The sequence below is a fragment of the Plantactinospora sp. ZYX-F-223 genome (assembly GCF_039649625.1).
Taxonomy (GTDB): Bacteria; Actinomycetota; Actinomycetes; order Mycobacteriales; family Micromonosporaceae; genus Plantactinospora.
In genome coordinates this window covers 38,633-63,038 of the sequence record NZ_JBDJAV010000023.1, presented here as the reverse complement: position 1 = coordinate 63,038, position 24,406 = coordinate 38,633, and the positions used below count along the sequence as shown (strand labels likewise).

The window sequence follows — 24,406 nt, the reverse complement described above, 5'->3', positions numbered from 1 at the left end:
GGCGGTCAACGGCTGCGCCGGGGGACGAAACCGAACTCCATCAGATACTCCAGGGACTCCTCGGCGACCCGGTCGAAGTCGGCGAGGCCCACTCCGGCCGGCTCGCCGACCCCGATGGTGCCGCCGACCTGCCAACCCTCCCACTCGACGCTGACGTACCCGTCGAAGTTGATCTCCGCGAGCGCCTCGTACGTCTCCCGGAAGTCGACCAGCCCGCCGCCGAACCAGATGTGGTTGCAGTGCACGATCGTCGGCAGCCCCACCTCGTCCTTGATCTGCACGATGTCGATGTACGGGCCGAGTCGCTTGATCGCCTGCTTGACGTTCATGAACGGCTTCACCGCGACGTAGAACGCGCCGGTGTCCATCGTCATCCGCAGGTTGCTCGCGCCGACCTCGTCGAACATCCGCTCGATCAGCTCCACCCGGTTGAGGATGGTGCCCTGCAACAGTTCGATGCTGACGTTGAGCCCGAGCCCGGAGGCGTGTGCGGCCACCTCGGTGATCGCCTCCCGGCACTGCCGCCAGGCGTCCTTGCGGCTGAGCAGCACGTTCAGCGGCGGGTCGTAGTAGCCGTCGCCGATCAGCGTGCAGACCGACTTCGCGCCGAGTACGGCCGCCGCGTCCAGGGCCTTCTTGAACGACTCGATGCCGCGCTCCCGGTCGAACTCCCGAGGGCTGACGAAGGTGGTGTGGTGGCCGAGGTAGCCGATGTCGATGCCGACCCGCTCCGCCGTGGCGCGCACGTCCAGGAGTTGCTGGTCGTACTCGGCCTTCGGCACCTCCAGCAGCTTCGCGAAGATGAAATCGACGCCGTCGTAGCCGTACTTGGCGGTCTGCTCCACGCACCAGGTCGCCGGCTTGTCCCCCCAGGAGTTCCAGGCCGGACCGGCCGCCTCCAGCCGGCCCCAGGGCATGTTCGGCCAGACCTCAAAACTGATCTTCACCGTTGGTCTCCCTTCGACAGGTGTGCGACGAGCTACAGATGCGGGACAGGGCTACAGGTGCGCCGACTAGCTACAGGTGCGGGACGAGGTCGGACATCCGGCGGGCCGCCTCGGTGTTGTGCTCGGCGGCGCCGGGCATGTTCGCGCTCATGAACACCTCCGGCGTCTCGCCACGGCGGATCTGGATGCCGAGCGCCTCGACGATGATCGCGTCGAGCAGGGCGAGACCGACCACACTGGACGACGGTCCGGCGGACGGCAGCCCGGGGCCCAGCTCGACGAGCGCGTCACCGGGCGGGCAGTGGTTGTCGACGACCACGTCGGCGATGTCGTGCAGCCGTGGGCCGGGCCGGTCGATCGACGCGGCGTACCGCCGGGAGGTGATCGCGATCAGCGGCAGGCCGCGCGCCTTCGCCGCCTGCCCGACCTCGACGGGCAGCGGGTTCGCGCCCGAGTTGGACGCGATCAGCAGGACGTCACGGTCGCCGTCGAGCCGGTAACCCGACAGCACCGACTCGGCGTGGCCGTGCTCCCGTTCCAGCACGGTGCTGCGGACCGCGCCCTCGTGCAGCATGTGCGCCGGCTTGAGGATCGGGCAGACCCGCACCGCGCCGCCGGCCCGGTAGAACGCCTCCTCCCCGAAGATGTGCGAATGGCCGCTGCCGAAGACGTAGCAGAGGCCCTTGGCGGTCCACGACCGGGCGACCAGCTCCGCGGCCCGGCGCATCGCCGGCAGTTCCTCGGCCAGGGCGCGGCCGAGGACCTGCTGGATGCGTGCCGCGTACCCGGTGGCGGTCACGTCCGACGGCGACCAGGTCGCGCGCCCGGCGGGCGCCGATCCGCTCACTGAACCTTTTTCAACCTCCCCTTGCGGTCCGCCGGACCTTACGGCCGGATGTGGTGCGTGAGCGCCGCGCGGTTCAGGTCGAAAAAGGTTCACTTGACCGCTCCCGCCGTCAGCCCGCCGACGAAGTAGCGGCCGGCGAAGAGGAACGGGACGATGGCCGGAATGACCGTGCAGACCGTACCGGCCATCAACAGCCCCCAGTTCACGGTGTACTGGCCCATGATCGCGCTCAGCCCGATGGGCAGGGTCTTGAGCTGGTCGCTGACGATGAGCTGCGAGGCGAACACGAACTCGGTCCAGGAGAAGACGAAGGCGTAGACGGCGACCGTGGAGATGCCCGGTGCGAGCAGCGGAAGGACGATCCGCAGCATCATCCGGACCGGACCGGCTCCGTCGACGGCGGCGGCCTCGTCGATGTCCCGGGGAATCGCGAAGAAGAAGCCGCGCAGCAGCCAGGTGCAGAACGGCGCGGTGAACGCGACGTTCACGATCACCAGCGCGTTCCTGGTGTCGATCAGCTCCACCGCGGCGAACGCCTGGTAGAGCGGCACCAGCAGCAGGGTCCCGGGAATCATGTACGCCACCAGGATCGCCCCGGCCAGCTTGTTGCCGCCCGGAATGCGCAGCCGGTAGAGCCCGTACGCCGCCGCGAACGACACCAGCACGGTGAACAACGCGGTGGAGAGCGCGATCACGAAGCTGTTGGTGAGGTAGCTGGGATAGTCCGTCGCGGTGAAGAGCTGCCGGAAGTTCTCCAGCGTCGGATCCGTCGGGAACAGCGTCGGCGTCGTACGCAGGATCTCCTCGCGGTCCTTGAACGCCGAGATCGTGATCCAGTAGAGCGGCCCGAGCACGATGGCGGTGAGCACGACCCAGGTGACGAGGCGCGGCAGCCGCGCCCACGGCAGCCGGGACGTCACGGACAGCGGGGATGTCACAGGTCCTCCTTCGGCTTCGCGACGCGGATGTAGAAGAAGGCGACGGCGGCCAGCAGGATGATCGTGATGACGCTGACGGCGGCGGCATCGCTCGCCTGGAACTGGTTGAACGCCTTGTTGTAGATGAAGATCGGGGCAGTCGTGGTCGCGTCGGCGGGCCCGCCCTTGGTGACCAGGTAGATCGAGTCGACGATGTTGAACGACCAGAGCGAACCGACCAGCCCGAGCGCGAAGAGCACCGGCTGGAGCAGGGGGAACGTGATCCGCCAGAAGATCCGCCAGGCGTCGGCGCCGTCCACCCGGGCGGCCTCGTAGATCTCGCCGGGGATCGTCCGCAGCGCGCCGAAGATGACGACCGCGCCGAGCGGGAACCAGTGCCAGCTGTTCATCAGGATCAGCGCCGGCATCGCCAGGGCACTGTCGCCGAACGGGCTGCCCAGCCCGTCGATGCCGACCGCGGCACCGAGCTTCGGCACGATGCCGTAGTTGCTGTTGCTGAGCCACTGCCAGATCACCGCGACCGCGACGGTGGGGATCACCCAGGGGATGAGCACCCAGGTCCGGGAGGCCCGGGCCCAGCGCCCGGAGCGGCCGATCAGCAGCGCGGTGCCGAAGGCGATGATCGTCTGCACCAGGAGGTTGCCGGCCAGCCAGATCCCGGACCGCCCGACCGAGGCCCAGAACGCGCCGTCGGCGAACGCCTCGGTGTAGTTGTCGAGGCCGACGAAGGTCGAGCTGCTGCCGACCACCCCCTGGTCCTGGAGGCTGAGCAGCACGGTGTTCAGCAGCGGGTAGCCGATCACGCCGAGCATCACCAGCACCAGCGGCGCGACGAGGCCGTACCCGAGCAGGTGGGTGTGCCAGGGCCGGCGACGGCGGCGGGCCGTCGCCGGCTGCCCGGCGGCCCGGGTACCGGGGATGGCCTCCCCGGTACCCGGTACCGCGTTGCGGCTGCTCACCGAACCTTCTTCAACCTCTCCTCGCGGTTCGACGGACCGCAGGGTCGGACGCGGTGCGTGAGCGCCGCGCGGTTCAGGTTGAGAATGGTTCACTTGGCGACCGCCGCACGCATCTGCTCGTCACCCCACTTGACCGCCGCCTCCGGCGACTCGCCGCCGCTGTAGACCCGCTGCACGACCTGGGCCAGCACGTTCTGCCCGGAGATCTTGCCGACGGAGTCGACGTACTGGCCGTCGACGAAGCCGAACAGGGCGCCCGTCTTCGACTGTTCGAGCATGGCGTCGACGCAGCCCCGGTACTTCTGCACGACCTCGTTGCTGGTCCAGGACTCGGCCATGGCACCGTCGGCGGTCAACGGCAGGAACAGGCCCGGCTCGGCGTTGAGCAGCGTGCCGTAGTTCTCCGGCTGGAGGACGTACTTCAGGAAAGCCTCGGCACCGGCGGCCTTGGCGTCGTCGCTGGACATCACCATCGCGGCGTTGGAGTAGTAGATGCTGCCCGGCTTGCCGCCGGAGTCGGCCACCGGGATCGGGGCGCAGCCCAGGTCGCTCGCGGGGCGCCCGGACTCCTGCTCGAACGGGGCCAGGTACTGCCCCTTCTCGATCGCCATCGCCGCCGCGCCGCTGTTGAACGCCGCCTGCGGCTCACCCCAGGAGTAGTTGCCGCTGTCCGACGGCGACTGCTTGAGCAGGTCCCGGTAGAGGGTGATTGCCCGGACGGTCTCCGGGGTGTTGAAGTTGACCTCACCGGAGGGGGTGAAGAAGTTGCCCGCCCCGCCGGTCAGCATCAGGCTGTAGAGCACCTGGTCGGTGGCGAGGTTCTTGCCGGCCGGCAACGCGATGCCCTTCTGGTTGCCGGTGGTGAGCTTCTGGGCGTCCGCCAGCAACTCGCTGGTGGTCTTCGGCGGTTCGGCGATGCCCGCCTTGGCCAACAGGTCCTTGCGGTACCAGAGCATCTGCACCATGCCGTAGAGCGGAACGGCCCAGTACTGGTCGTCGTCGCGGTAGGGGGCCTTGGCCGCCTCCTGGAAGGTGTGCGCCTTGTCGAGCTCCTCCACCAGCCCGGTGACCGGCCGGACCGCGCCGAGCGGGCGTACGTAGGTGGTGAAGTCCGGGATGGTGAAAAGGATGTCGGGCTGCGTCTTCGACTGCACCGCGCCCGAAATCTTCGTGTAGATCTGGTTCCAGTCCTGGACCTGCGCCTGGACTTTGTATTCCGGGTTGGTGGCGTTGTAGCCGTCGATCAACTTCTGGAACTCCGCGACCCGGTTCGGCGGCTGCTCCATGTGCCACAGGGTCAGGGTCTTGTCGTCGCCGGCTGGCCCACTCGAGCCGCCGCAGGCGGCGACCGACAGGCCGGCCACCGCAACCACGGCCACGGCGGTCAGCCGCTTGAACTTCCCGTACCTCATGAGGTGGTACTCCTCTCACGGCCTTCAGGTGTTCCGCGAGCTTCCGGATCGTCACGACTCTTCGTGCGGCTGACGGCGACGCTGCGGACTAGACGGACCGAGCGGTGTTGGAATAATGTTCCGGACCATACCGAGGCGGTCTAGACCAGTCAAGAGCAAGGGAGCCCCCGGGTCTGGACCGGACCTGGCCGGGTACGGCCGCCAGCCGGAGATACGGGATGCTCACTTCATGTCAACGCCGAAACACGTCGCGATCACGAACGCTCTCCGCGAGCAGTGCCGGAACCTGCCGGTGGGGTCCCGGCTGCCCTCGGAGAAGGATCTCGCCGTGCGCTTCGAGGTCAGCCGGATGACGGTCCGGCAGGCACTCGACGCACTGGCCACCGACGGGCGGGTGGAACGCGTCCCCGGCCTCGGCACGTTCGTCCGCCGACCCACCGTGGCCATGGGACCCCACCTGACCTCCTTCACCGAGGACATGCGCTCCCGGGGACTGCGGCCGAGCAGCCGTCTCGTGGCGATCGAGGAGGTCCCCGCCTCCCCCGAGGTCGCCCTCGACCTCGGGGTCGAGGTCGACAGTCCGGTCATCCGGCTGGAGCGGCTGCGGTTCGCCGACGACGAGCCGATGTGCCTGGAGGACGCCCACCTCTCCGCCCGGTTCCAGCGCGTCCTTGAGGCCGCCGAGCTGGAGGGGTCGCTGCACGAGGTGCTGGCGAAGGCGGGCGTCGTGATGGCGGCGGCCCGCCGCCGGGTGCGCGCGGTGCCCGCGCCGTCCCGCGACGCCCAACTGCTCGGCCTGCCGGAACACGCCCCGGCGCTGGAGATCGTGGACGTCTTCTACGACACCAACCGCCGCCCGGCCCAGCGTTCCCGGTCCCGCTACCGCCACGACCGCTACGAGGTCAAGTCCGTCCTGCACCGCCCCAGCACCGAACCGAGGGAGACCGAGACATGACATGGACCGCCCACACCAGCCCCGACCTGCCCGAACCGGCCGGGCCGTACAGTCACGTCGTCGACACCGGCACCCTGGTCTGGACGGCCGGCTTCGGACCGCAGGACCCGGCCACCGGCACCGTCCCGGAGGGCATCACCGCGCAGACCGCGCAGGTGCTCGACAACGTCGAGGGCGCGCTGCGCACCGTCGGGCTGGGCCTGCGCGACGTCGTGAAGGCCACCGTGCACCTGCAACACCTCGACCGCGACTTCGCCGCTTACAACGAGGTGTACGCCAACCGCTTCCGGCCGCCCTATCCGGTACGCACCACCGTCGGCAGCACGCTCGCCGGGATCCTGATCGAAGTCGACGTCGTGGCCGTACGGCGCGAACCGACGCCGGCGGGTTGACCGCGATGGGCGCCGTGCACCTGTTCGATTCCGTCTGGCTGGTCGGCAGCGGGAGCCACCCCGAGGCGCTCACCGACCCGCACGACTGCCACTGCTACCTGATCTGGGACGGCAGCGGCGGCGTCCTGGTCGACACCGGCACCGGACTGGGCGCCCGGGCGTGGCTGGCCGCCGTCGCCGAGGTCTGCGACCCGGCCGCCCTGAGCGGCGCCATCGTCACGCACTACCACGCCGACCACGCCGGTGGCGCCGCCGCGATCCGGGCCGCCGGGCTGCCCGTGCTGGCCAGCGCCGAGACGGCGGCGGCGCTGGCCACCGCCGACGAGTCGCGCACCTCGCTGGCGGCGGCCCGCGCCGTCGGGATCTACCCGCCCGACTACCGGCTCTCACCGGCCACAGTGGATCGGGTACTGGCCGGTGGCGACGTCGTCCGGGCCGGCGGCCTGGACGTCGAGATCCTCGACGCGCCCGGCCACTGCGACGGCCACCTCGTCGTACTGGTCCGCCGCGCCGGCCGGAGCATCCTGTTCAGCGGTGACTGCCTCTTCGCCGGCGGGCGGGTGAGCCTCCAGGCGCTCCCCGACTGCCGGCTCGACCGGTACGCCGAGACGGTCAGCGCACTGGCCGGGCGCGAGGTCGACGTACTGCTTCCCGGCCACGGCGAGCCGGTGCTGCGCGACGCCTGGGTGGACATCGGACGGGCGGCCGAGTCCTTCCGCCGGCTCGTCCCCCCGCCGAACGTCCTCACCTGACCGCCCGATCGGCAGGTGGGGCGGCCCGCACGGCCAGGGCTTCGGGGCCGACGCGAGACCGTGCCGGGGTGCCGGAACGGCCACCGGATCCGATCCTGCGGCGCCACGGCCGACTCCGTGTCGGGGGGCGACCCTAGACTGCGACGCCATGGCGATGGTGAGTTTCGTCGACGAGACGACCGCGGGCGAGCGCAGCACCGCATGGCATCTGGAGATCTTCGAGGAACGCCTGCCGGTGCGGGAGGTGATCCGCCGCCGCGTCTTCCAGGAGGTCGCCGAGCACAACGCGCAGGGTGGCGACGTCTTCCGCGGGCTGGTGCAGCCGACCGGCACCGAGCGGACACTCAACGGATTCAAGCTCAGGCAGCCGCGCCGGATCGACCCGCAGGAACAGGCCGACCGCGCGCTGGAGGCGTTCTCCCGCAACGGTTTCATCGTCCTCGTCGACGACCGGCAGGTCGACGAGCTGGACGCGGTCGTGGAGTTGACCCGAGGCACCCGGATCACCTTCCTCAAGCTGGTACCGCTGGTGGGTGGCTGATGCCGACCCCGGTGCTCTTTCCCGAATACGGCGATCGGATGGCGGAGCTCGCCCGGCGCGGCGACGTCCAGGGCCTCGCCGACGAGGCCCTGGCCTACGCCGCCGTCTACACCGGTCATTGGGGTCACGAGAGCCGGCACGTGACCGACGTGCTCGGGCTCGTCGCACCCGAGCGCAAACCCGAGCTGCTGATGGCGATCCTCGACCGGTGTTGCCGGGTCACCGAGACCGACCATCGCCGGGTCACCAACGAACTGTTGGAGATCCTGGTCAGGCCCTACAGCAAGACCTCGACACCGGATTCGGCCGCCGTCGCGCTCGGCTTCGCCGCCCGGCACACCGCCTACTTCGACGGCGAGGAGCTGCGGCAGATGGCCGAACTCCTGCTCGACGCCGGGCGGCCGCTGCCACCGGAGGTCGTCGCCACGATGCGCCGCACCGTCGCGCACGGCTACTGGGGCTCGGCCGGCGCACTCAAGCCGTTGCTGGACAGGCTCGACACACCGGCATTGAGCCCGGGCGAGACGTGGGCCGACCGCGCCCTGGCCGATGTCGCGTCGCTCGACCCGGACGAGGCCCGTCGCTGGCACGAGCTGTTCCGGCACGCGGCCACCGCGACGAGCGCCAAACCGTCGCAGAAGTGGGAGACGGCCGCCCGCAGGCTGCTCGACGAGCTGCCCGAGCCGGGTGACCGGCTGCGGAGCTGGCTCGCCCTGGTCGGGCAGCCGCGCACCATCCGGCTCAACCGCACACGCTGGGAGCACGACGTCAACGAGGCCTTCGACCAGTTCAACACCACACCGCTGCGCGGACTGGTCTGGATGACCTCCTTCCTGCCCGGCCACCCCGAGACCCCACGGACGCTCGGCGCGCTCGTCGAGACGGCACTGCGCAAGGTCGCCGGGATCGGCCCGCGCAGCCCCAAGATCGCCAACGCCGCCGTGTACGCGTTGTCGCGGGTGCCGACCGAGGAGGCGCTCGCCCAGATCGCCCGGCTCGCCGCCCGGGTCACGTTCAAGGGCACGCTCAAGGAGCTGAACGCGGCCCTCGACGCCCGAGCGGCGGCGCTGGGCCTGACCCGGGACGAGGTCGAGGAACTCGCCGTACCGGCGTACGGGCTGACCGAGGTGGGCCGGCGGGTCGAACACTTCGGCGACGCGTCGGCGACGCTGGACGCCACCTCCGGAACGGTCACTGTCACCTGGCGCAACAGCACCGGGAAGATCGTCAAGTCGGTCCCCGCCTCGGTGCGGTCCGCCCACCCCGAGCAACTCGCCGACTTCAAGGCTGCCGTGAAGGACGTCGAGAAGATGCTCTCGGCCCAGACGGAACGCCTCGACCGCCAGTTCCTCGCCCAGCGGGTCTGGCCGTTCGACGCCTGGCGCGCCCGCTACCTCGACCACCCCCTGCTCGGTACGCTGGCCCGCCGGCTGATCTGGCTCGTCGACGACGTGCCCTGCGCCTTCGCTGACGGTGCTCTGCGTACCCACGAGGAGAAGGAGATCGCGGCCGGCGAGACGGTCCGGCTGTGGCACCCGATCGGCCGCGAGGTGGCCGAGGTGCTCGCCTGGCGCGCATGGCTGGAGGCCAAGCAGGTGACCCAGCCGTTCAAGCAGGCACACCGCGAGGTCTACCTGCTGACCGCGGCCGAGGAGAACACCCGGGTCTATTCCAACCGGTACGCGGCGCACGTCCTGCGCCAGCACCAGTTCCACGCCCTGACCGCGGCTCGGGGATGGCGCAACAAGCTGCGGATGATGGTCGACGACGCCTACGAGCCGGCCACCCGCGAGCTGCCGCAGTGGGGACTGCGCGCGGAGTTCTGGATCGAGGGCATCGGCGACGACTGGGAGGTCGACACCACCGAGTCGGGGGCATACCTGCGGATCGCCACCGACCAGGTCCGGTTCTATCCGATCGGCGCGCCCGAGCACTACGCGCACGCCGGTGGCGGCGGCTACGAGCAGTGGGTGTCCCAGGACGCGCAGCCGACCGACCCGGTGCCGCTGGCCGAGATCCCGCCGCTGGTGCTCAGCGAGGTGCTGCGCGACGTCGACCTCTTCGTCGGCGTCGCCAGCGTCGGCAACGACCCCACCTGGCAGGACGGTGGTCCCGGAGGGCGATTCCGCGAGTACTGGGCGTCCTACAGCTTCGGCGAGCTCAGCGGCACCGCGCAGACCCGCCGGGAGATGCTCGAACGCCTCGTCCCCCGGCTGGCCATCGCCGACCGGGCGAAGGTCGAGGGCCGTTTCCTCGTGGTCCGGGGCGACCTGCGCACCTACAAGATCCACCTGGGTTCGGGCAATATCCTGATGAGCCCGAACGACCAATACCTCTGCATCGTGCCGAAGCAGACGGCCAGCTCCTCGACCGGCGACGTCTTCCTCCCGTTCGAGGGCGACCGGGTGCTCGCCGTCATCCTCAGCAAGGCGCTCATGCTGGCGAAGGACACCCAGATCACCGACCGCACGATCACCCAGCAACTGCGGGGCTGACCCGGCCAGCAGCGGTCCGCACGGCGGAACCGCTCCCCTTGCTGGCCGAGCTGGTGTCGGGACGCCGCTGGCAGGCCGCGGTACGCAGGTCGGGTCACCGCCACCGGCCTCGGACCGATCCCAGGCCGGCGTCCCGCGGCGGCCCGACCGCATCGGGGTGGACCCGGTCGCGCTGGACGGTGACGCGCTGGCGCCCCTCGACCTTCAGGGCAGGGAGTTGGGCCGACCACGCCGGGCCGTGCCCGGCCTGATCGACATCGACCAGGCAGGGCCTTGATTCCGAGCCGTGACGCGCAAGCGACGACCTGGCCGCCTGCCAGGCGTCTACTTTCACCCTAAAACGCGCTTTTATCACCCTATTCTGATCTGGTGCCCGGTCGGTGGGCGCCGGGTCCGAGACGGGGGATCAAGAGATTGAAGGAATCCGAGGGTGCGGACAAGGGCCCTATGGCAGGCAGCGGGTCGTTTGACTTCTTCGTGGTCAACGTCTCCAGCGAGACGCTGACCGGCAATGTCACCTGGACCGGCGGCAGCAGGTCCGAGAGCCTGGACGTGGACGGCCTGGCACCCGCCGCCATGTCCCGGCAACAGTCCATCTCGCCGCAGTCCGGCGTGAACGACTACTGGCAGTGGTCGGAGAAGGGCGACAAATACAAACTCAACGTGTACGACAAAGACCGCTACACCGCCGTGGTTATCAGCGACTACGGCATCGGCGTTCTGGTGACCAACACCAGCCCCGACACCTGGGCCTGGTGATATCGGAGGTGGCGGGTGAGCTGGATGATCTGCTGGCACGGTCCGCGTACCGGTTCGGGCGTGCGGAGCCGCGCCAGCAGGCGCTCAGCCGACGGCAGAGCTGCGCCAGCCGGCGCTCAGCCAAGGAGCTGCGGCGGCGCCGAGGACCACGGCTTTCAGCCGGCGCAGCAGCCGCCGGCGGGCTCCGTGCCGGGTGCGGCGGAGACCTCGACCAGGGGCAGGGGCGCGGCGATCAGGCCGCCCGAGATGCCGGTGGCGAGTCCGCGTGGGCTGCTGACCGGGGCGGCGTCGGCGGTCGGGGTGCCGCAGCAGCCGCCCGCGCCGACGGTGTCGTCGTCGACGATCGGGTTGCTGTTGCAGACCCCGGTTTCCGGTAGGTCGAGTTGGACGTCCCGGGCCGCCGTCCAGTCCCCGGCGAGGGCGGCGACGACGGAGCGGGCCTGCTCGTAGCCGGTGGCCATCAGGAACGTCGGGGCGCGGCCGTAGCTCTTGACCCCGATCGCGTAGTAGCCCGGTTCCGGGTGGGCGAGTTCGTCGACGCCGTGTGGCGGCACCGTCCCGCAGGAGTGCTGGTTGGGATCGATCAGCGGGGCGAGGGCCCGGGTGGAGCCCAGGATCGGGTCCAGGTCGAGACGTAGCTCGGTGCTGATCGAGTGGTCGGGCCGGAACCCGGTCGCCGAGACGATCCGGTGCACGGCGAGCGTACGGGTTCCGTCGGAGACCTCGACCCGCCCGTCGGGCATCGGGACGAGCCGGTGCACGGAGAATCCGGTGACCAGTTCGATCCGGCCCGCTTCGACATGCTCACGCAGCCGGGTGCCGAGGGCGCCGCGCGCCGGCAGGGCGTCGGCGCTCTCCCCGCCGTAGCTGCGGGCCGGGCTACCGGCCCGGATCGCCCAGCCGACCCTCGTCCCGGCGGCCCGTGTGGCGAGGTCGGCGAGGGCGAGCAGGGTGTTCGCGGCGGAGTGGCCGGCGCCGACGACGAGGGTGTGCCGGCCGGCGAACCGGTCCCGGTCGACACCCAGGACGTCGGGTAGGGCGTGTTCGATGAACGCGGCGGCATCGGTCTCGCCGTGCGCGGGGATGCCGGAGGCGCCGAGGACGTTCGGCGTCGCCCAGGTGCCGGTGGCGTCGACGACCGCCCGGGCGAGCAGGTCCTCGCCGGAGCCGAGCCGGATCAGGATCGGCGCACCCTCCCGGCCGGCGGAGCGGAGCCGGTCCACGCCGAGCCGGGTCACCGCGGTGACCCGGGACCGGTACCGGATGTTCGGCTTGAGCCCGGGAAGGTCCGCCAGCGGCTGGAGGTATTCGGTGACGAGCTGTGCGCCGGTCGGCAGGATCTCGGGATCGGGTTCGACCCAGCCGGCGTCGCGCAGCATCCGGGCGGCAGCCTGGTCGATGTCGTACCGCCAGGGCGAGAAGAGCCGTACGTGCCCCCACTGGGTGACGGCCGCGGCAGGGCCGTCACCGGCCTCGAGAACGGTGAACGGCAGTCCGCGCTCGTGCAGGTGGGCGGCGGCGGCCAGGCCGACGGGCCCGGCGCCGAGCACCGCTACCGGCAGATGTTCCAGTCGGTCACCCATCACAACTCCCTATCTTGAGAATGCTCGAAATAGCAGGTCGGGGCCTGCCTTCGCCCGATCTGGGTTGGTTGACGCGACTCCGCCACCCACCTTCGCCACCCGCACTCCTCGTAGCGGCGGCGGGCGCGCTGGTCGGCGGTGGTGACCTCGGCGCAGCCGTCACAGAACCGGACTTCCGTCTCCGGGGAGCGGCGGCGGAACAGGTGGAGCATCGGCGTCTCCCCGCGACGGAGCTGTCTTGACGTTCTTCGAATCAGAAGAGTTGCACGCTGATTCGATACCTGTCAACCTAGACGTATGTCGAAGCAGTCGCTGGCACTCAGCCTGACCGACCTCAACGCCGGGGTGCCGTGCTGCCCGCCGATAACCGAACAGCGGATTCCGGCGGAGACCGCCAGCGCACTCGCCCCGGCCTTCAAGGCGCTCGGCGATCCGGTGCGCCTCCAACTGATGTCGATGATCGCCTCGGCACCGGCCGGGGAGACCTGCGTCTGCGATCTCACCCCGGCGTTCGACCTGTCCGGGCCGACGATCTCCCACCACCTCAAGACGCTGCGGGAGGCCGGCCTCGTCGACGCCGAGCGTCGGGGCACCTGGGTCTACTACCGCGCCCGGCCGGGCATCATGCGCCAGCTCGCCAGCCTCCTCGGAGTCGAGAGCCCGGCGAACGCCTGAACGGGCACCCGGCCGTCGCTGGAGTTGGCCAGTGCCGCCTGGTACATCCGATGTTCACCTGAGCTTGCTGGACGAGGGATGGCCTCGGATGGTTACATCAGGGCGTGCTGATATCAGACGCGCCTGATGTGATCAAACTTCTGGCCGACCCACTCCGGGCGCAGATCGTCGACCTCCTCGCCCAGGGGCCGGCGTGCACCTGCCACCTGGTCGCCGACACCGGCGCGAAGCAGCCCAACGTCTCCGGGCACCTTCGGCAACTGCGCGACGCCGGCCTCGTCGTCGCCGAACCGCACGGCCGATTCACCTACTACCGGTTGCTGCCCGACGCCCTGGAAGCCGCCGCCGTCCAGCTCACCGACCTCGCCGCCCGAGCCCGGGCCAACGCCGGATCGCGCCGGGAGTGCTGATGGCCACCATCACCGGCACCACCGAACCGGCACCCACGGTTGTCGCCCGGCTGTCCCGTCTCGACCGCTTCCTGCCACTGTGGATCGGCCTGGCGATGGTCGCCGGGCTGCTGCTCGGTCGGGCGATCCCCGGATTCGACACCACGCTGGAAGCGGTCGAGATCGGCGGCATCTCCCTACCGATCGCCGTCGGGCTGCTGGTCATGATGTACCCGGTGCTGGCGAAGGTCCGCTACGACCGGCTCGACACCGTCACCGGCGACCGCCGCCTGCTGATCTCCTCCCTCGTGCTGAACTGGCTGGTCGGCCCGGCGGTCATGTTCGCCCTGGCCTGGATCTTCCTGGCCGACCACGCCGAGTACCGCACCGGCCTGATCATCGTCGGCCTGGCCCGGTGCATCGCCATGGTGATCATCTGGAACGACCTCGCCTGTGGCGACCGGGAGGCCGCCGCCGTCCTCGTCGCCCTCAACTCCGTCTTCCAGGTCCTCGCCTTCGGCATCCTCGGCTGGTTCTACCTGTCGGTGCTGCCGGACGGGCTCGGCCTGTCCGGAGCGGCGTTGCAGGTCTCCGGCTGGGACATCGCCGGCAATGTACTGATCTTCCTCGGCATCCCGCTGCTCGCCGGATACCTCACCCGCCGCGTCGGTGAGCGCCGCAGGGGCCGCGTCTGGTACGAGGACACGTTCCTGCCGAGGATCGGTCCGATCGCCCTGTACGGACTGCTGTTCACCATCGTCATCCTGTTCGCGCTGCAAGGTGCAGCGATCACCAGCCAGCCGTGGGACGTCGCGCTGATCGCGGTGCCGTTGCTGGCCTACTTCGCGGTCATGTGGGCCGGCTCCTACGCCCTCGGCCGGGCGATCGGGCTCGGCTACGAACGGACGACCACCCTCGCCTTCACCGCCGCCGGGAACAACTTCGAACTGGCCATCGCCGTGGCGATCGGCACCTTCGGCGTCACCAGCGGCCAGGCCCTCGCCGGCGTGGTCGGACCGCTGATCGAGGTACCCGTCCTCGTCGCGCTGGTCTACGTCAGTCTCGCCCTGCGACGGCGGCTGTTCCGCACCGCCCCGGGAAGCCCGTCGTGAGCTGCTCACCCCGAGCCGCCGACGACGCCGTGCCGGATCAGGCGCACGGCGTCCGGCTGACGAGGGCCGACAACCAGCCCTGGCCCGGGCCGTTCGGCCGGCACGTCAACCAGCCCTACCGGCCCCGGTTCCGCAGCTCACTGCTCGACCGGCGGCTGCCCGGGCTGCCTGAACGCGTCACCGCCGCCCGGGACACCGGCCCAGCCGGCACCGGAATGCCTCCGGCGCGCCCGCCCCGCCCGATCTCGAAGGAAGCGATCATGTCCGACAAACCCAGTATCCTGTTCGTCTGCGTGCACAACGCCGGCCGTTCCCAGATGGCCGCCGGCTGGCTACGCCACCTCGCCGGCGACACCGTCGAGGTACGGTCCGCCGGCTCGGCACCCGCCGACCGGGTCAACCCCGCCGCCGCCGAGGTGATGCGCGAGGTCGGCATCGACATCACCACCCAGGTCCCGAAGCTGCTGGACTGGGAGACGGCCGAGACCTCCGACGTGATCGTCACCATGGGCTGCGGCGACGCCTGCCCCGTCTTCCCCGGCAAGCGTTACGAGGACTGGCAGCTCGACGACCCTGCCGGCCAGGGCGTCGATGCGGTCCGGCCGATCCGCGACGAGATCCGCACCCGGGTGGAGAAGCTGCTGGCGGAGCTGGCGGCGGGCCGGTCCGCGGGGTGAGGCACCGCTGGTCCAAGCAAGCCGGGCGTGTTCGGCAACAGGTACCGGAGTCCGACCGGTCACCGCTGCTCGGAACGGGAACGGATCAGCCGGGCTTGATCTGGGCGAGCTGCACCAGGAGCTGGACGAGCCGGTACGCCTCGGCCATGTCACGACCGGTGAAGGCGAGCGTGCGGGCGCCGGCCGCCCGGGTGACGCCGGGCACCAGGGTGGCGAGGTCGACGGTGTACGGACCGTACAGGTCGAGCTCGGTCCGTACCGGAGTGGGGGTCGCGACGGGCGGACCTGCCGGCGTCCCCGGACCGCCTCGGCGGCGCCCAGGCGAATCCGGTCCCGGGCCTCCCGGGGGTGCAGTGTCTCCGCCGCCGCCTGGCCGAGCGCCTGCTTGACCTCGACGGTCACCGCCTCCGGCACCAGGTCCCGAAGCTCGGCGCAGGCCGCGTCGTCCCCGCTGAGCAGCACCACCGGTACTCCGTAGTGACCGGCCACGGCAGCGTTGAGCCCGATCTCCCCCACCGACCTCCCGTCGAGCCGCAGGTCGAGTACGGCGTCGCTGATCGTGTGCGCCAGCACGGCCGGCCCGGCACCGGCGCGGGCGTGGTACCCGACGAAGAGCAGCGCCTCCGCCCCGGCTTCGAGCCCGGCCACCATGCCCAGCGGGCGGGCCCTGCCCCGGATCAGCCGGGCGCGCCGGTCGATGTCTCGGGCAGCAGGTTGCGGAACGGGCCGTGCGAGTCCGCGACGGAGACCTCGGCGTCGGGCTCGGCGTCCAGCACCCCGGCAATCGCCGCGTTCACCTCGGCCGTCATCAGCGCCCGTCCGCGTTCGTAGTCGTAGCCGCCCGGATTCGTCTCGGTGGGTGCACGATCCCGGAGACGCCCTCCAGATCGGCGGAGATCAACACCTTGGGCCGATTCGTCGTGTCCGGGTACGTACCGGGCGGCCATCTCCAGGCCGGGGATGTGCGGTAGGCGGCTCGGTACGAGACTGTGCTGCGGGGCGAGGGCGGCGGCCCGGTGGATGCCCCTGCCGTTCCGTCGATCGTCCGCCCGAGGCGCTCCCCTGCCGGCCCCGGCCGGCACCGCCACGGCAGCAGCCCTGGCCGCGCGCGGGCGATGCCGTCCGCTTCGTAGAGTCTTCGCAGTCGGCGGGGAGTACGGGGAGGCGGGCATGTTCGACGACACCGGGCTGCTGCGACCGCAGGAGGAGCAGGCGTACCGGCTGCTGCTGCGCCTCTCCGCGGCCCGACCCGCCGACCTCGCCAGGCTGGTCGACGTACCACTCGACGAGGCCGGCGCGGTGTTGGAGGGCCTGCGGAGCAAGGGGCTGGCCATGGCACGCCCCGGGCCGGACCCGGTCTTCGAGCCGCTGCCGCCGGACGTCGCGCTGGGCAACACCCTGCTGCGCCGGCAGGAGTCGCTGGAGAACGCCCGGCAGGCGGTGGCCGCGCTGACCGAGGAGTACCGGACCAGCGCCCGGCGCCGCAACGCCGACCATCTGGTGGAGGTGGTGGTCGGCGCGGGTGCGTTGCGTGACCGGCTGCGCGACCTGCAGGACTCGGCCCGTGAGGAGATCCTCTGGTTCTGCCGGGCCAACCCGCTGGCCATGTCCGGATCGGAGAACGCCGAGGAGTCCGGGGCGCTGGCCCGTGGGGTCCGCTACCGGGCGATCTACGAACGGGCGCTACTGGAATCACCCGGCGAACTGGAGAGCATCGCGGAGAGTGTCCGCGCCGGGGAGGAGGCGCGTACCCTGCCGACGTTGCCGGTCCGGATCGCCATCGCCGACCGGTCGACCGCGATCTGCCCGCTGGTACCGGACGACGAGCGCGACGTCGGGGAGCCGACCGCCGCACTTATCCGGCGCAGTGAGCTGCTGGACGCGCTGCTGGCGCTCTTCGAGAGCCACTGGGACCGGGCGACCCCGATCCGCTGGGACGCCGATCGCGGCGGACTGGCCGACGCGGCCCCCGACGATGCGCTGGACGACGGCGAGCGGTTCCTGCTGTCGCTGTTCGTGGCCGGCTTTCCCGACAAGTCGATCGCGTCGCAGCTCGGCGTCAGCCGGCGGACCGTGCAGCGTCGGCTGGAGCGGTTGATGGCGCTGGCCGGGGTGGACACCCGCACCGGGCTGGCCTTCCAGGCCGCCCGCCGGGGCTGGCTCTGACGGAGCGGACGGCACCCTTGGTGCGGTGACAGCCACGCCGGTCCGGGCGGGACGGCAACGGACCGACACCAACCCAGGCGGGACGGCAGCGGTGCGCCGGTCCGGGCGGGACGGCAGCGGTGCGCCGTCCCGCCCGGAGGCCGCTCAGCGCAGCCCGTACGCCCGGATCACGGTCTGGGTGACCGCGTTGCCGGACCCGTCGGTGGCCCGGACCCGCAGCGACACCGTGCCCTTTCCGGCCGGAACGCTCGCCTGGTAGGCGTTGCCGTACCCGGTCACCCGGACCGACCGCCAGGTGGCGCCCTCGTCGAAGGAGACCTCGGCGGTCAGCCTGGTCCCGCTCGCGGTGACGTGACCGTCCTGGTGCCGGACGTGCAGCCCGACGGTGTGCGGTCGGCCGCTGGCCCGCCCGGTCAGGTCCACCGGCGCGGCGTAGTCGACCTGCAACAGCGGCAGGGGCCGGGCCTCGTCGCCGGACCGCTGCCCGGAACGGAACTCCCACACCGTCTCGGTACGGGTGCCCCAGACCCACTCCTCGCCACCGCGCTCGGTGGTCAGGGCCAGCCGGTAGCCGGCCTCGGGCCCGGTGGTGGGCACGTCCTGCCGGGCGTCGGGCAGCTCGGCCAGCAGCTTCCCGTCGCGCCACAGCGTGGCACCCACCCGGGACGTCTCGCCGATCGTGTAGTGGCCTTCGGCGTCGACGAACTCCGGCACCCGCAGCGCGAGAGTGTTCCCGGTGCGGGTGGAGACCAGCTCCGGTATCCCACGCGGCGAGGCCGGGCGGACCACCGGGGCGAGCCAGGTCTCCTCGGCCCTACGGGCACGGTAGCTGGTCGGCCGCTCGGCCATCCCGCTGGCGAGCGGGCCCATCTCGTTCCACGGCCACTCGTGGCTCACCCGGTGCTGCCAGACCGAGTCGCCGGTGGTCACCCACTCCTCGCGCTCCTTCGGGGTGGCCACGAACCGGGACGTGTCGTTCCATGCATAGGTCTGCCAGGGGCGCCATCCGAACCGCTGCTCCTTCGCCCAGGGGAATCCGCCGTTGTCGGCGTACCGGGTGGTGATCCGTGTCGAGTTGGTCGGGGTCACCCGGTAGACGATCCGATCCGGGATCCGGTTCCGCTCCACGTGCTGCACGTCGTAGAGATAGGGGCTGGAGGTGGTCAGGGTGAGGTCCAGCGTCGCCCGTCCCTGCTGAGCCCGGGCGATCAGCCGCTGGCCGTCGTCGTGCGCCACCGCCAGCATCGGGATCGGCTCCCGGTCGCCGAGGGGCCGCCACACCGTCCACGCCGACCAGTCCGCCGGGCGCACCATCAGGGTCACCGCCGCGCCGGCCCGGGCCGCCGCCGCGGTCACCTCGCTCTCGCTCGGCGCGTCCTCCCCGCCCGGTTCGTTGCTGGACTCGATGAGTACCGCCGCGCCGCGCACGTTCGCCTCGGCCAGTTCCTCCGGGGTGCCCCGGCCGGCGTGGACGAGGGGGAACCGACGGGTGCCGTCGTACGCCGGGGACTGCCCGGTCAGGTTGATGTCGAACGGACCGGAGACCCCGGCGACCTCCGCGCGCACCATCGGTGCGACGAGCTGCCACCGGGAGGAGAACTCGTACTGCCCACTGGTCAGCTTGCCGGTCGGGGTGACGTTTACCTGCTGGATCGTGCTGAAGTGCATGGTGCCGTGGCTGATCTGCCGACCGGTGCCGGTGACCCGGTGCGAGTAGTAGCTCAGCACGGCCTGCTGCTCGGCCGGCCGGGGCGTCTCGATCCGGATCGGGGTGCCCTTGCGGGCGTCGAGCAGCACCTCGATGTCCCGGTCGACGCGCAGCTCCGGATCAGTGATCAGGGTGGCCTGCTCGTCGAGTACGCCGCCGTCCTCGATCAGCGCGTGCAGCAGGTAGCTACCCTCGCCGACCTCGATGGTCCTGCTCTCACCCTCCCACAGGAAGTTCAGGTTGTCCCAGCGGTAGTTGTCGCCCGTCAGGGCGATGACCGGCACCGCCACCGGCTGGCCGGCCCGGCCGACCGCGCGGAGGGTGACCTTGTGCCGGGGGCCGTCCAGGCTCACCCCCACCGCCGTGCTGACGAGCACGCCGCCCGGCCCGGTCGCGGTGATCCAGCCGCCGAAGAGTCCCCGGTCCAGCTTCGCCAGGTCGACGGTGACGGGTACCTCGACCGACCCTCCGGCCGGCACGGTGACCGTACCGGAACCGGTCGTCACGGCATCGGTCTCGGGCACGTCGGTGGCGACGTTCGCCACCTCGACGGCGAGGCTGAGGGTGACCGGCGCCGGCCCGTCGTTGGTGTACGTGACGACCTTGCCGACCGGCACCGCGGCCGCACCCGCCCGGGCGGTGGCGGCGGTGTCCGGGTCGGTGTGCAGGCCGAAGTCGACCTGGCTGCTGGCGTACACCCGCTGGCTGGCCGCGCGGGCGACGTCCACCCGGCCGGTGCCCTGGTCGAACACCGACAGCTCCGGGTTCGTCCGGGCGGTGCTGACCAGCGCGTCCTTCAGCCGCGCCGGCGACCAGTCCGGATGGGCCTGGGCCAGCAGCGCGGCCGCACCCGCCACGTGCGGCGTCGCCATCGAGGTGCCGGAGGCGGCGGTGTACCGGTCGTCGACCGGGGTGCCCATGCCGGTGCCAGCGGCGCGGGCGGCCACGATGCCCACCCCCGGGGCGGTGATCTCCGGCTTCAGTCCCTCGTCGCCGAGCCGGGGGCCCCGGCTGGAGAAGTCGGCCAGCGACTCGTCCCGGTCCACCGCGCCGACGGTCAGCGCGGACTGGGCCGCGCCGGGCGTACCGACGGTGTAGTTCGCGCCCTCGTTGCCCGCGGCGACCACGAAGAGGGTGCCGGTGTCGGCGGTGATCCGGTCCAGCGCCTGGCTGAGCGGGTCGGTGCCGTCGGTCGGCCCGCCGCCGAGGCTCATGTTGACCACCGCCGCGCCCTGCTCGGCGGCCCACTCCATCCCGGCGATGATCCAGGAGTCGTAGCCGACGCCGTCGTCACCGAGCACCTTGCCGGCCAGCAGGGTCGCGCCGGGGGCCACCCCCTTGCGGGTACCGCCGGATCCGGCGCCGGTGCCGGCCACGGTCGCCGCGACGTGCGTACCGTGTCCGTGCTGGTCGGTGGTGTCCGGGCTGCCGCTGAAGTTCCGGGCCGTCACCTTGCCGGCCAGGTCCGGGTGGGTCTGGTCGACCCCGGTGTCCAGCACCGCCACCTTCACCCCGGTACCGTCCAGCCCCGCCTGCCAGGCGGCCGGGGCGCCGATCTGGGCGACGCTGCGGTCCAGCACCGGCCGGACCCGGCCGTCCAGCCAGATCTGGCTGATCCCGGCACCGAGCGCGGGGGTGGCGGCGGAGCGGGCCGAGCCGGCCGGGGCGGCCGGGCTGACCGCCTGCCAGAAGCCGGCCAGCGAGTCCTTCCCGGCCGCCAGCGCGGCGCCGCCGATGCTGCTCAGCGGCCGGGTGTTCGTCGTACCGGCCAGGGTGCGGGCGCCGGCGGCGGGGTTCTGGTAGCGGACGATCAGCGGCAGGCTGGCCGCGGCGCCGTCCGCGTACCCGTCGGCGATCAGCTCCTCGACGTCGAACAGGTCCGCGTCCAGAGTGCCCGCCGAGACGTACGGCACGACGTCGCTGGGCAGTACCCGCAGCCCGCCGTCCACCTCGATGGTGTGGAAGGTGATCCGTTCCCGGCCGGCCGCCGGGCGGACCGAGGCCGCGTACCGGCCGGCGCCGGCCGGCGAGACCTCGACGACGTCGCCGGTGATCAGGGTGACCCGCGACCCGGCGGCGGCCGCACCGAGCGCGGCCAGCGACCCGGTGCCCGGGGGTACGGTCGACGGAGGCGCGGCGGTCGCCGGTGGTGGCCCGGCGGCGGTGAGTGCGAGTACGGCGGCCAGAACGGCAGCGGTACGACGCAGCGGAGATGACATGGCGGGGTCTCCTTCGACTCTCGCGAAGACGCCGTCAACGGCGACAGTCGGAGTCTGTGGCCGGAGCATTTCCTTGGTCAGCAACCTGCGGTGCCGCAGAGGCGACATGGCGCCAAGTGGACACCCGACCGCCACGGCGGGTACCTCCGGCATTCACCCAGCGGATAGCCTCCCCGGACCAGACAGTACAGCGTTGGATGTACTATCGCGGAGTGGAGACGCTGACGCACGGCGAGGTGCTGGCCCGGTTCGGTCACGCGCTGTCGGACCCGACGCGGGCGCGACTGTTGTTGGCCCTGCGGGACGGGCCCGGCTACCCGGCCGAGCTGGCCGAGTTGCTGGGCACCACCCGGCAGAACCTGTCGAACCATCTCGGCTGCCTGCGCGGCTGCGGCCTGGTGGTGGCCGTACCGGAGGGTCGCCGGACCCGCTACGAGCTGGTCGATGCCCGGATGGCGCACGCGCTGGGCGATCTGCTCGGCCTGGTGCTGGCGGTGGATCCGGCCGCCTGCCCCGACGCCACGGCGAAGGGTTGCTGCTGATGGCCGCGCCGCTGCGACTCGAACCGCCCGGTCCGGCGCCGGCCCGCCGCGCCCTGCTCGCTCGACGGATCCGGCTGCTGGTCGCGGCGACGATCACCTACAACGCCGTCGAGGCGGCGGTGGCGATCACCGCCGGCACCCTCGCCTCGTCGACCGCCCTGATCGGATTCGGTCTGGACTCGGTGATCGAGGTTTCCTCGGCGGCGGCCGTGGCCTGGCAGTTCGCCGGCCGCGACCCGCAGTCCCGGGAGAGGATCGCGTTGCGGATCATCGCGGTCTCGTTCTTCGCCCTCGCCGGCTACGTGACGGTCGAGTCGGTACGCGCCCTCGTCGGCGGCGCCGAGGCCGCACACTCCACCGTCGGTCTCGGGCTGGCCGCGCTGTCACTGGCGGTCATGCCGCTGCTGTCGTACGCGCAGCGTCGCGCCGGCCGCGAACTCGGCTCCCGCTCGGCGGTCGCCGACTCCAAGCAGACCCTGCTCTGCACCTACCTGTCGGCGGTACTACTGGTCGGGCTCGGCCTCAACAGCCTGTTCGGCTGGTCCTGGGCCGACCCGCTCGCCGCGCTGGTCATCGCGGCCGTCGCGGTCCGGGAGGGGCGCGAGGCATGGCGCGGCGACACCTGCTGCGCCGTCCCGCTGACCGCGTCCCCGGCCACCGAGCGGTCCGCCGCCACGACCGCCGACGACGCGTGCGGTTGCCCACCGGACTGCTCCTGCTGTCGGGACTGACAGCCTGCGGCGCACAGGCTTTCGCCGGCCGACAAGGTGCCGGCCGGGGCTCGGTCGCCGTGGCCCGTCCACCCGGACCGGCACTGTCAGGAGGTCCCGTCGCCGCCCGGACGCCTCGGACGGCCCCGACGATCCACTCCACCCCGGGGCTCGTCCACGGCCTCGAAGCTGTCCCCCGGCGTACCTCCGGCCCGGCGCACCTCCTGCTCCGCCTCGTCATGCGGTAGCCCGGTCGTTCCGAGCAGGTCGGTGGCGATAGCGCGGACCTGCGCGACCACCACACTGCCGGAGAAGCCCAGACCCTGCCGGTAGGCGGCGCTCGCCTGCTCCACGGCGCGGCACACCAGTTCCACGGCCCCCTTCGGCATCGAACCGCGGCGAAGATCGCGCTGCACCACCTTCGCCGCCTCCGCCAAACCGCAGAGCGAGGCCACGAGTTCCTTCGGCGCCGGTTCGTCGTCGCGCAGCAGGGTCACCGCCCGCCGGGTCAGCACCCGGGCGTTACGGACGGCGCGCTCGATGTACTCCGCAGCCTTCACGTACTGCTGCAACGCGGCACGGGACCGCCAGCGCAGCGGCGCGATGGTGGCGGCCTCCCGCCCCTGGGGCAGCACCTCGTAGAACTCGTCGAGCTTCTCCTCACCACGCGTCAGCGCCGCCAGCGCCTCCTGCACGGGATCCTGATCGCGCTCCGCAAGGCCCCGGGCGGTCACCGTGAGTCCCTCGACGAGTACGTTGAGAGCCGGTCGAGCGACCCGCGACACCACGGTCACCGGGTTCACCGGCAGCAGCAGGGCCATCACCGCCAGCGCCACGGCGCCGCCGATCAACGCGTCGACCAGACGGGTGAAGTAGATGCCCTCCGTCGGCGGTCGCAACGTGGCCACCAGTACCGACGAGGTGGCGGCCTGGGACACTATCCCCGCCGATCCACCGGCCAGAATCGTTACCGTCATGGCCAGGGCGGCCCCCACGCCGATCTGCCACGATCCCGTCCCGATCACATAGATGAGCCCGTCGCCGACCGCGATACCGGCCGTCACGCCCAACACCAGCTCCACCGCCCGGCGCAGGCGCTGACCGGCCGATATCCCGAGGGTGACCATGGCCGCGATCGGGGCGAACACCGGCTGCGGGTTGCCGATCAGCTCGGCGGCCAGGAACCAGGCCAGCGCCGCCGACACGGCGCTCTGCGCCACCACCACCTCGACCGCCCGCAGTTGGCGCCACCGTTCGACAAGGGCGCCGCGAACTCTGCCGACACGCCGGGTGATCACCACCGCCGCCCGGGCAGTGAACCCTTGTCAGCCTGCACCGCGCGACGCTGACGTACCGCGTCCGACCCTGCGGTCCACCGCGCCACAAGGGGAGGTTGAAGACGGTTCAGTCTGCCGGCCACCACAGTGCCACGATAGGGAGGAACTCCGGATACAGCGGCTGGATCCGGCATATACGGCGTACCACTACGACGTCCTGATTCCGACTGAATCATGCTCTCCGGTGCCTGTGCCTGAACCGGCACCCTGCCACCGACCCGCCGCCGGAGCTGCGGTGTTTCCCACCATGGCCTGTCGGCGAGCGCTTGAAGTGCCCTCTGGCGGGAATGC

General features: G+C 71.5%; 23 protein-coding genes. 13 read left to right on the top strand and 10 right to left on the bottom strand.

The genetic code is table 11. The features are described 5' to 3' along the window. Nucleotides 1–5: 5 nt before the first annotated feature. The 5 genes from AAH979_RS23250 to AAH979_RS23230 form a co-directional block, all read right to left on the bottom strand. On the bottom strand, nucleotides 6–947 hold the full coding sequence (locus tag AAH979_RS23250) for a sugar phosphate isomerase/epimerase family protein (RefSeq protein WP_346260233.1): 942 nt from the start codon (nucleotides 945–947) through the stop codon (nucleotides 6–8). Nucleotides 948–1,017: 70 nt separating this feature from the next. Continuing rightward, the gene (locus AAH979_RS23245) at nucleotides 1,018–1,794 is read right to left on the bottom strand and encodes an SIS domain-containing protein (RefSeq protein ID WP_346260232.1); all 777 of its coding nucleotides are present in this window, start codon (nucleotides 1,792–1,794) and stop codon (nucleotides 1,018–1,020) included. 89 nt (nucleotides 1,795–1,883) lie between these two features. Next, the gene (locus AAH979_RS23240) at nucleotides 1,884–2,732 is read right to left on the bottom strand and encodes a carbohydrate ABC transporter permease (protein ID WP_346260231.1); all 849 of its coding nucleotides are present in this window, start codon (nucleotides 2,730–2,732) and stop codon (nucleotides 1,884–1,886) included. Beyond that, nucleotides 2,729–3,691, bottom strand: a complete 963-nt coding sequence (locus AAH979_RS23235; RefSeq protein ID WP_346260230.1) for a sugar ABC transporter permease — start codon at nucleotides 3,689–3,691, stop codon at nucleotides 2,729–2,731. Before AAH979_RS23235 ends, AAH979_RS23240 begins: the two co-directional genes overlap by 4 nt. 89 nt (nucleotides 3,692–3,780) lie before the next feature. Further along, nucleotides 3,781–5,103 (bottom strand): sugar ABC transporter substrate-binding protein, encoded by a 1,323-nt coding sequence (locus AAH979_RS23230; protein WP_346260229.1) that lies wholly within the window; start codon nucleotides 5,101–5,103, stop codon nucleotides 3,781–3,783. Nucleotides 5,104–5,332: 229 nt separating this feature from the next. On the opposite strand from AAH979_RS23230, the gene AAH979_RS23225 reads away from it, so the two are divergent. The 6 genes from AAH979_RS23225 (at nucleotide 5,333) to AAH979_RS23200 (ending at nucleotide 10,997) form a co-directional block, all read left to right on the top strand. Then, nucleotides 5,333–6,058: a GntR family transcriptional regulator gene (locus tag AAH979_RS23225; protein WP_346260228.1), complete on the top strand. Its 726-nt coding sequence runs from the start codon at nucleotides 5,333–5,335 to the stop codon at nucleotides 6,056–6,058. Next, complete coding sequence (locus AAH979_RS23220; RefSeq protein ID WP_346260227.1) at nucleotides 6,055–6,450, top strand: RidA family protein; 396 nt, start codon at nucleotides 6,055–6,057, stop codon at nucleotides 6,448–6,450. Before AAH979_RS23225 ends, AAH979_RS23220 begins: the two co-directional genes overlap by 4 nt. A gap of 5 nt (nucleotides 6,451–6,455) precedes the next feature. Beyond that, nucleotides 6,456–7,202 carry an MBL fold metallo-hydrolase gene (locus AAH979_RS23215; RefSeq protein WP_346260226.1) on the top strand — a complete coding sequence of 249 codons (747 nt, stop codon included), beginning with the start codon at nucleotides 6,456–6,458 and terminating at the stop codon, nucleotides 7,200–7,202. Between the two features lie 148 nt (nucleotides 7,203–7,350). Then, a complete protein-coding gene (locus tag AAH979_RS23210) occupies nucleotides 7,351–7,743 on the top strand; it encodes a hypothetical protein (protein ID WP_346260225.1) in 393 nt (130 codons plus the stop codon). Next, entirely contained in the window at nucleotides 7,743–10,238 is a 2,496-nt protein-coding gene (locus tag AAH979_RS23205) for a DUF4132 domain-containing protein (protein ID WP_346260224.1), read from the top strand. The genes AAH979_RS23210 and AAH979_RS23205 overlap by 1 nt, the downstream gene beginning before the upstream one ends. A gap of 414 nt (nucleotides 10,239–10,652) precedes the next feature. Beyond that, nucleotides 10,653–10,997, top strand: coding sequence for a hypothetical protein (locus AAH979_RS23200; RefSeq protein ID WP_346260223.1), 345 nt, complete (start codon nucleotides 10,653–10,655; stop codon nucleotides 10,995–10,997). A gap of 155 nt (nucleotides 10,998–11,152) precedes the next feature. Here the strand turns inward: AAH979_RS23200 and AAH979_RS23195 are convergent, their stop codons facing one another. Together AAH979_RS23195 and AAH979_RS23190 are read right to left on the bottom strand one after the other, a co-directional pair. After that, the gene (locus AAH979_RS23195) at nucleotides 11,153–12,580 is read right to left on the bottom strand and encodes an FAD-dependent oxidoreductase (protein ID WP_346260222.1); all 1,428 of its coding nucleotides are present in this window, start codon (nucleotides 12,578–12,580) and stop codon (nucleotides 11,153–11,155) included. Continuing rightward, on the bottom strand, nucleotides 12,580–12,792 hold the full coding sequence (locus AAH979_RS23190) for a hypothetical protein (RefSeq protein ID WP_346260221.1): 213 nt from the start codon (nucleotides 12,790–12,792) through the stop codon (nucleotides 12,580–12,582). The genes AAH979_RS23195 and AAH979_RS23190 overlap by 1 nt, the downstream gene beginning before the upstream one ends. 85 nt (nucleotides 12,793–12,877) lie before the next feature. Here AAH979_RS23190 and AAH979_RS23185 point away from each other — a divergent pair, with 85 nt between their 5' ends. The 4 genes from AAH979_RS23185 (at nucleotide 12,878) to AAH979_RS23170 (ending at nucleotide 15,433) form a co-directional block, all read left to right on the top strand. Next, nucleotides 12,878–13,255, top strand: coding sequence for a metalloregulator ArsR/SmtB family transcription factor (locus tag AAH979_RS23185; RefSeq protein ID WP_346260220.1), 378 nt, complete (start codon nucleotides 12,878–12,880; stop codon nucleotides 13,253–13,255). 104 nt (nucleotides 13,256–13,359) lie between these two features. Further along, nucleotides 13,360–13,665 (top strand): metalloregulator ArsR/SmtB family transcription factor, encoded by a 306-nt coding sequence (locus AAH979_RS23180; protein WP_346260219.1) that lies wholly within the window; start codon nucleotides 13,360–13,362, stop codon nucleotides 13,663–13,665. Then, nucleotides 13,665–14,756, top strand: coding sequence for an ACR3 family arsenite efflux transporter (arsB, locus tag AAH979_RS23175; RefSeq protein ID WP_346260218.1), 1,092 nt, complete (start codon nucleotides 13,665–13,667; stop codon nucleotides 14,754–14,756). The genes AAH979_RS23180 and arsB overlap by 1 nt, the downstream gene beginning before the upstream one ends. A 260-nt stretch (nucleotides 14,757–15,016) precedes the next feature. Next, nucleotides 15,017–15,433 carry an arsenate reductase ArsC gene (locus AAH979_RS23170; protein ID WP_346260301.1) on the top strand — a complete coding sequence of 139 codons (417 nt, stop codon included), beginning with the start codon at nucleotides 15,017–15,019 and terminating at the stop codon, nucleotides 15,431–15,433. Nucleotides 15,434–16,110: 677 nt separating this feature from the next. On the opposite strand, the gene AAH979_RS23165 is transcribed toward AAH979_RS23170, so the two are convergent. After that, nucleotides 16,111–16,242 carry a M55 family metallopeptidase gene (locus AAH979_RS23165; protein WP_346260217.1) on the bottom strand — a complete coding sequence of 44 codons (132 nt, stop codon included), beginning with the start codon at nucleotides 16,240–16,242 and terminating at the stop codon, nucleotides 16,111–16,113. A 361-nt stretch (nucleotides 16,243–16,603) separates the two neighbouring features. On the opposite strand from AAH979_RS23165, the gene AAH979_RS23160 reads away from it, so the two are divergent. Beyond that, entirely contained in the window at nucleotides 16,604–17,599 is a 996-nt protein-coding gene (locus AAH979_RS23160) for a helix-turn-helix domain-containing protein (protein ID WP_346260216.1), read from the top strand. A 144-nt stretch (nucleotides 17,600–17,743) separates the two neighbouring features. Here the strand turns inward: AAH979_RS23160 and AAH979_RS23155 are convergent, their stop codons facing one another. Further along, the gene (locus AAH979_RS23155) at nucleotides 17,744–21,526 is read right to left on the bottom strand and encodes a S8 family serine peptidase (protein WP_346260215.1); all 3,783 of its coding nucleotides are present in this window, start codon (nucleotides 21,524–21,526) and stop codon (nucleotides 17,744–17,746) included. Nucleotides 21,527–21,723: 197 nt separating this feature from the next. Here AAH979_RS23155 and AAH979_RS23150 point away from each other — a divergent pair, with 197 nt between their 5' ends. Together AAH979_RS23150 and AAH979_RS23145 are read left to right on the top strand one after the other, a co-directional pair. After that, entirely contained in the window at nucleotides 21,724–22,068 is a 345-nt protein-coding gene (locus AAH979_RS23150; protein ID WP_318396313.1) for a metalloregulator ArsR/SmtB family transcription factor, read from the top strand. Then, nucleotides 22,068–22,799, top strand: coding sequence for a cation transporter (locus AAH979_RS23145; RefSeq protein WP_346260214.1), 732 nt, complete (start codon nucleotides 22,068–22,070; stop codon nucleotides 22,797–22,799). The genes AAH979_RS23150 and AAH979_RS23145 overlap by 1 nt, the downstream gene beginning before the upstream one ends. 86 nt (nucleotides 22,800–22,885) lie before the next feature. Here the strand turns inward: AAH979_RS23145 and AAH979_RS23140 are convergent, their stop codons facing one another. Continuing rightward, on the bottom strand, nucleotides 22,886–24,076 hold the full coding sequence (locus AAH979_RS23140) for an FUSC family protein (protein WP_346260213.1): 1,191 nt from the start codon (nucleotides 24,074–24,076) through the stop codon (nucleotides 22,886–22,888). Between the last annotated feature and the right edge of the window lie 330 nt (nucleotides 24,077–24,406).

Coding starts and splice junctions, on each gene's coding strand:
- AAH979_RS23160 (WP_346260216.1), top strand. CDS start 16,604: ATGTTCGACGACACCGGGCTGCTGCGACCGCAGGAGGAGCAGGCGTAC.
- AAH979_RS23210 (WP_346260225.1), top strand. CDS start 7,351: ATGGCGATGGTGAGTTTCGTCGACGAGACGACCGCGGGCGAGCGCAGC.
- AAH979_RS23150 (WP_318396313.1), top strand. CDS start 21,724: ATGTACTATCGCGGAGTGGAGACGCTGACGCACGGCGAGGTGCTGGCC.
- AAH979_RS23230 (WP_346260229.1), bottom strand. CDS start 5,103: ATGAGGTACGGGAAGTTCAAGCGGCTGACCGCCGTGGCCGTGGTTGCG.
- AAH979_RS23205 (WP_346260224.1), top strand. CDS start 7,743: ATGCCGACCCCGGTGCTCTTTCCCGAATACGGCGATCGGATGGCGGAG.
- AAH979_RS23225 (WP_346260228.1), top strand. CDS start 5,333: ATGTCAACGCCGAAACACGTCGCGATCACGAACGCTCTCCGCGAGCAG.
- AAH979_RS23195 (WP_346260222.1), bottom strand. CDS start 12,580: ATGGGTGACCGACTGGAACATCTGCCGGTAGCGGTGCTCGGCGCCGGG.
- AAH979_RS23165 (WP_346260217.1), bottom strand. CDS start 16,242: ATGACGGCCGAGGTGAACGCGGCGATTGCCGGGGTGCTGGACGCCGAG.
- AAH979_RS23190 (WP_346260221.1), bottom strand. CDS start 12,792: ATGCTCCACCTGTTCCGCCGCCGCTCCCCGGAGACGGAAGTCCGGTTC.
- AAH979_RS23170 (WP_346260301.1), top strand. CDS start 15,017: ATGTCCGACAAACCCAGTATCCTGTTCGTCTGCGTGCACAACGCCGGC.
- AAH979_RS23185 (WP_346260220.1), top strand. CDS start 12,878: ATGTCGAAGCAGTCGCTGGCACTCAGCCTGACCGACCTCAACGCCGGG.
- arsB (WP_346260218.1), top strand. CDS start 13,665: ATGGCCACCATCACCGGCACCACCGAACCGGCACCCACGGTTGTCGCC.
- AAH979_RS23155 (WP_346260215.1), bottom strand. CDS start 21,526: ATGTCATCTCCGCTGCGTCGTACCGCTGCCGTTCTGGCCGCCGTACTC.
- AAH979_RS23215 (WP_346260226.1), top strand. CDS start 6,456: ATGGGCGCCGTGCACCTGTTCGATTCCGTCTGGCTGGTCGGCAGCGGG.
- AAH979_RS23220 (WP_346260227.1), top strand. CDS start 6,055: ATGACATGGACCGCCCACACCAGCCCCGACCTGCCCGAACCGGCCGGG.
- AAH979_RS23145 (WP_346260214.1), top strand. CDS start 22,068: ATGGCCGCGCCGCTGCGACTCGAACCGCCCGGTCCGGCGCCGGCCCGC.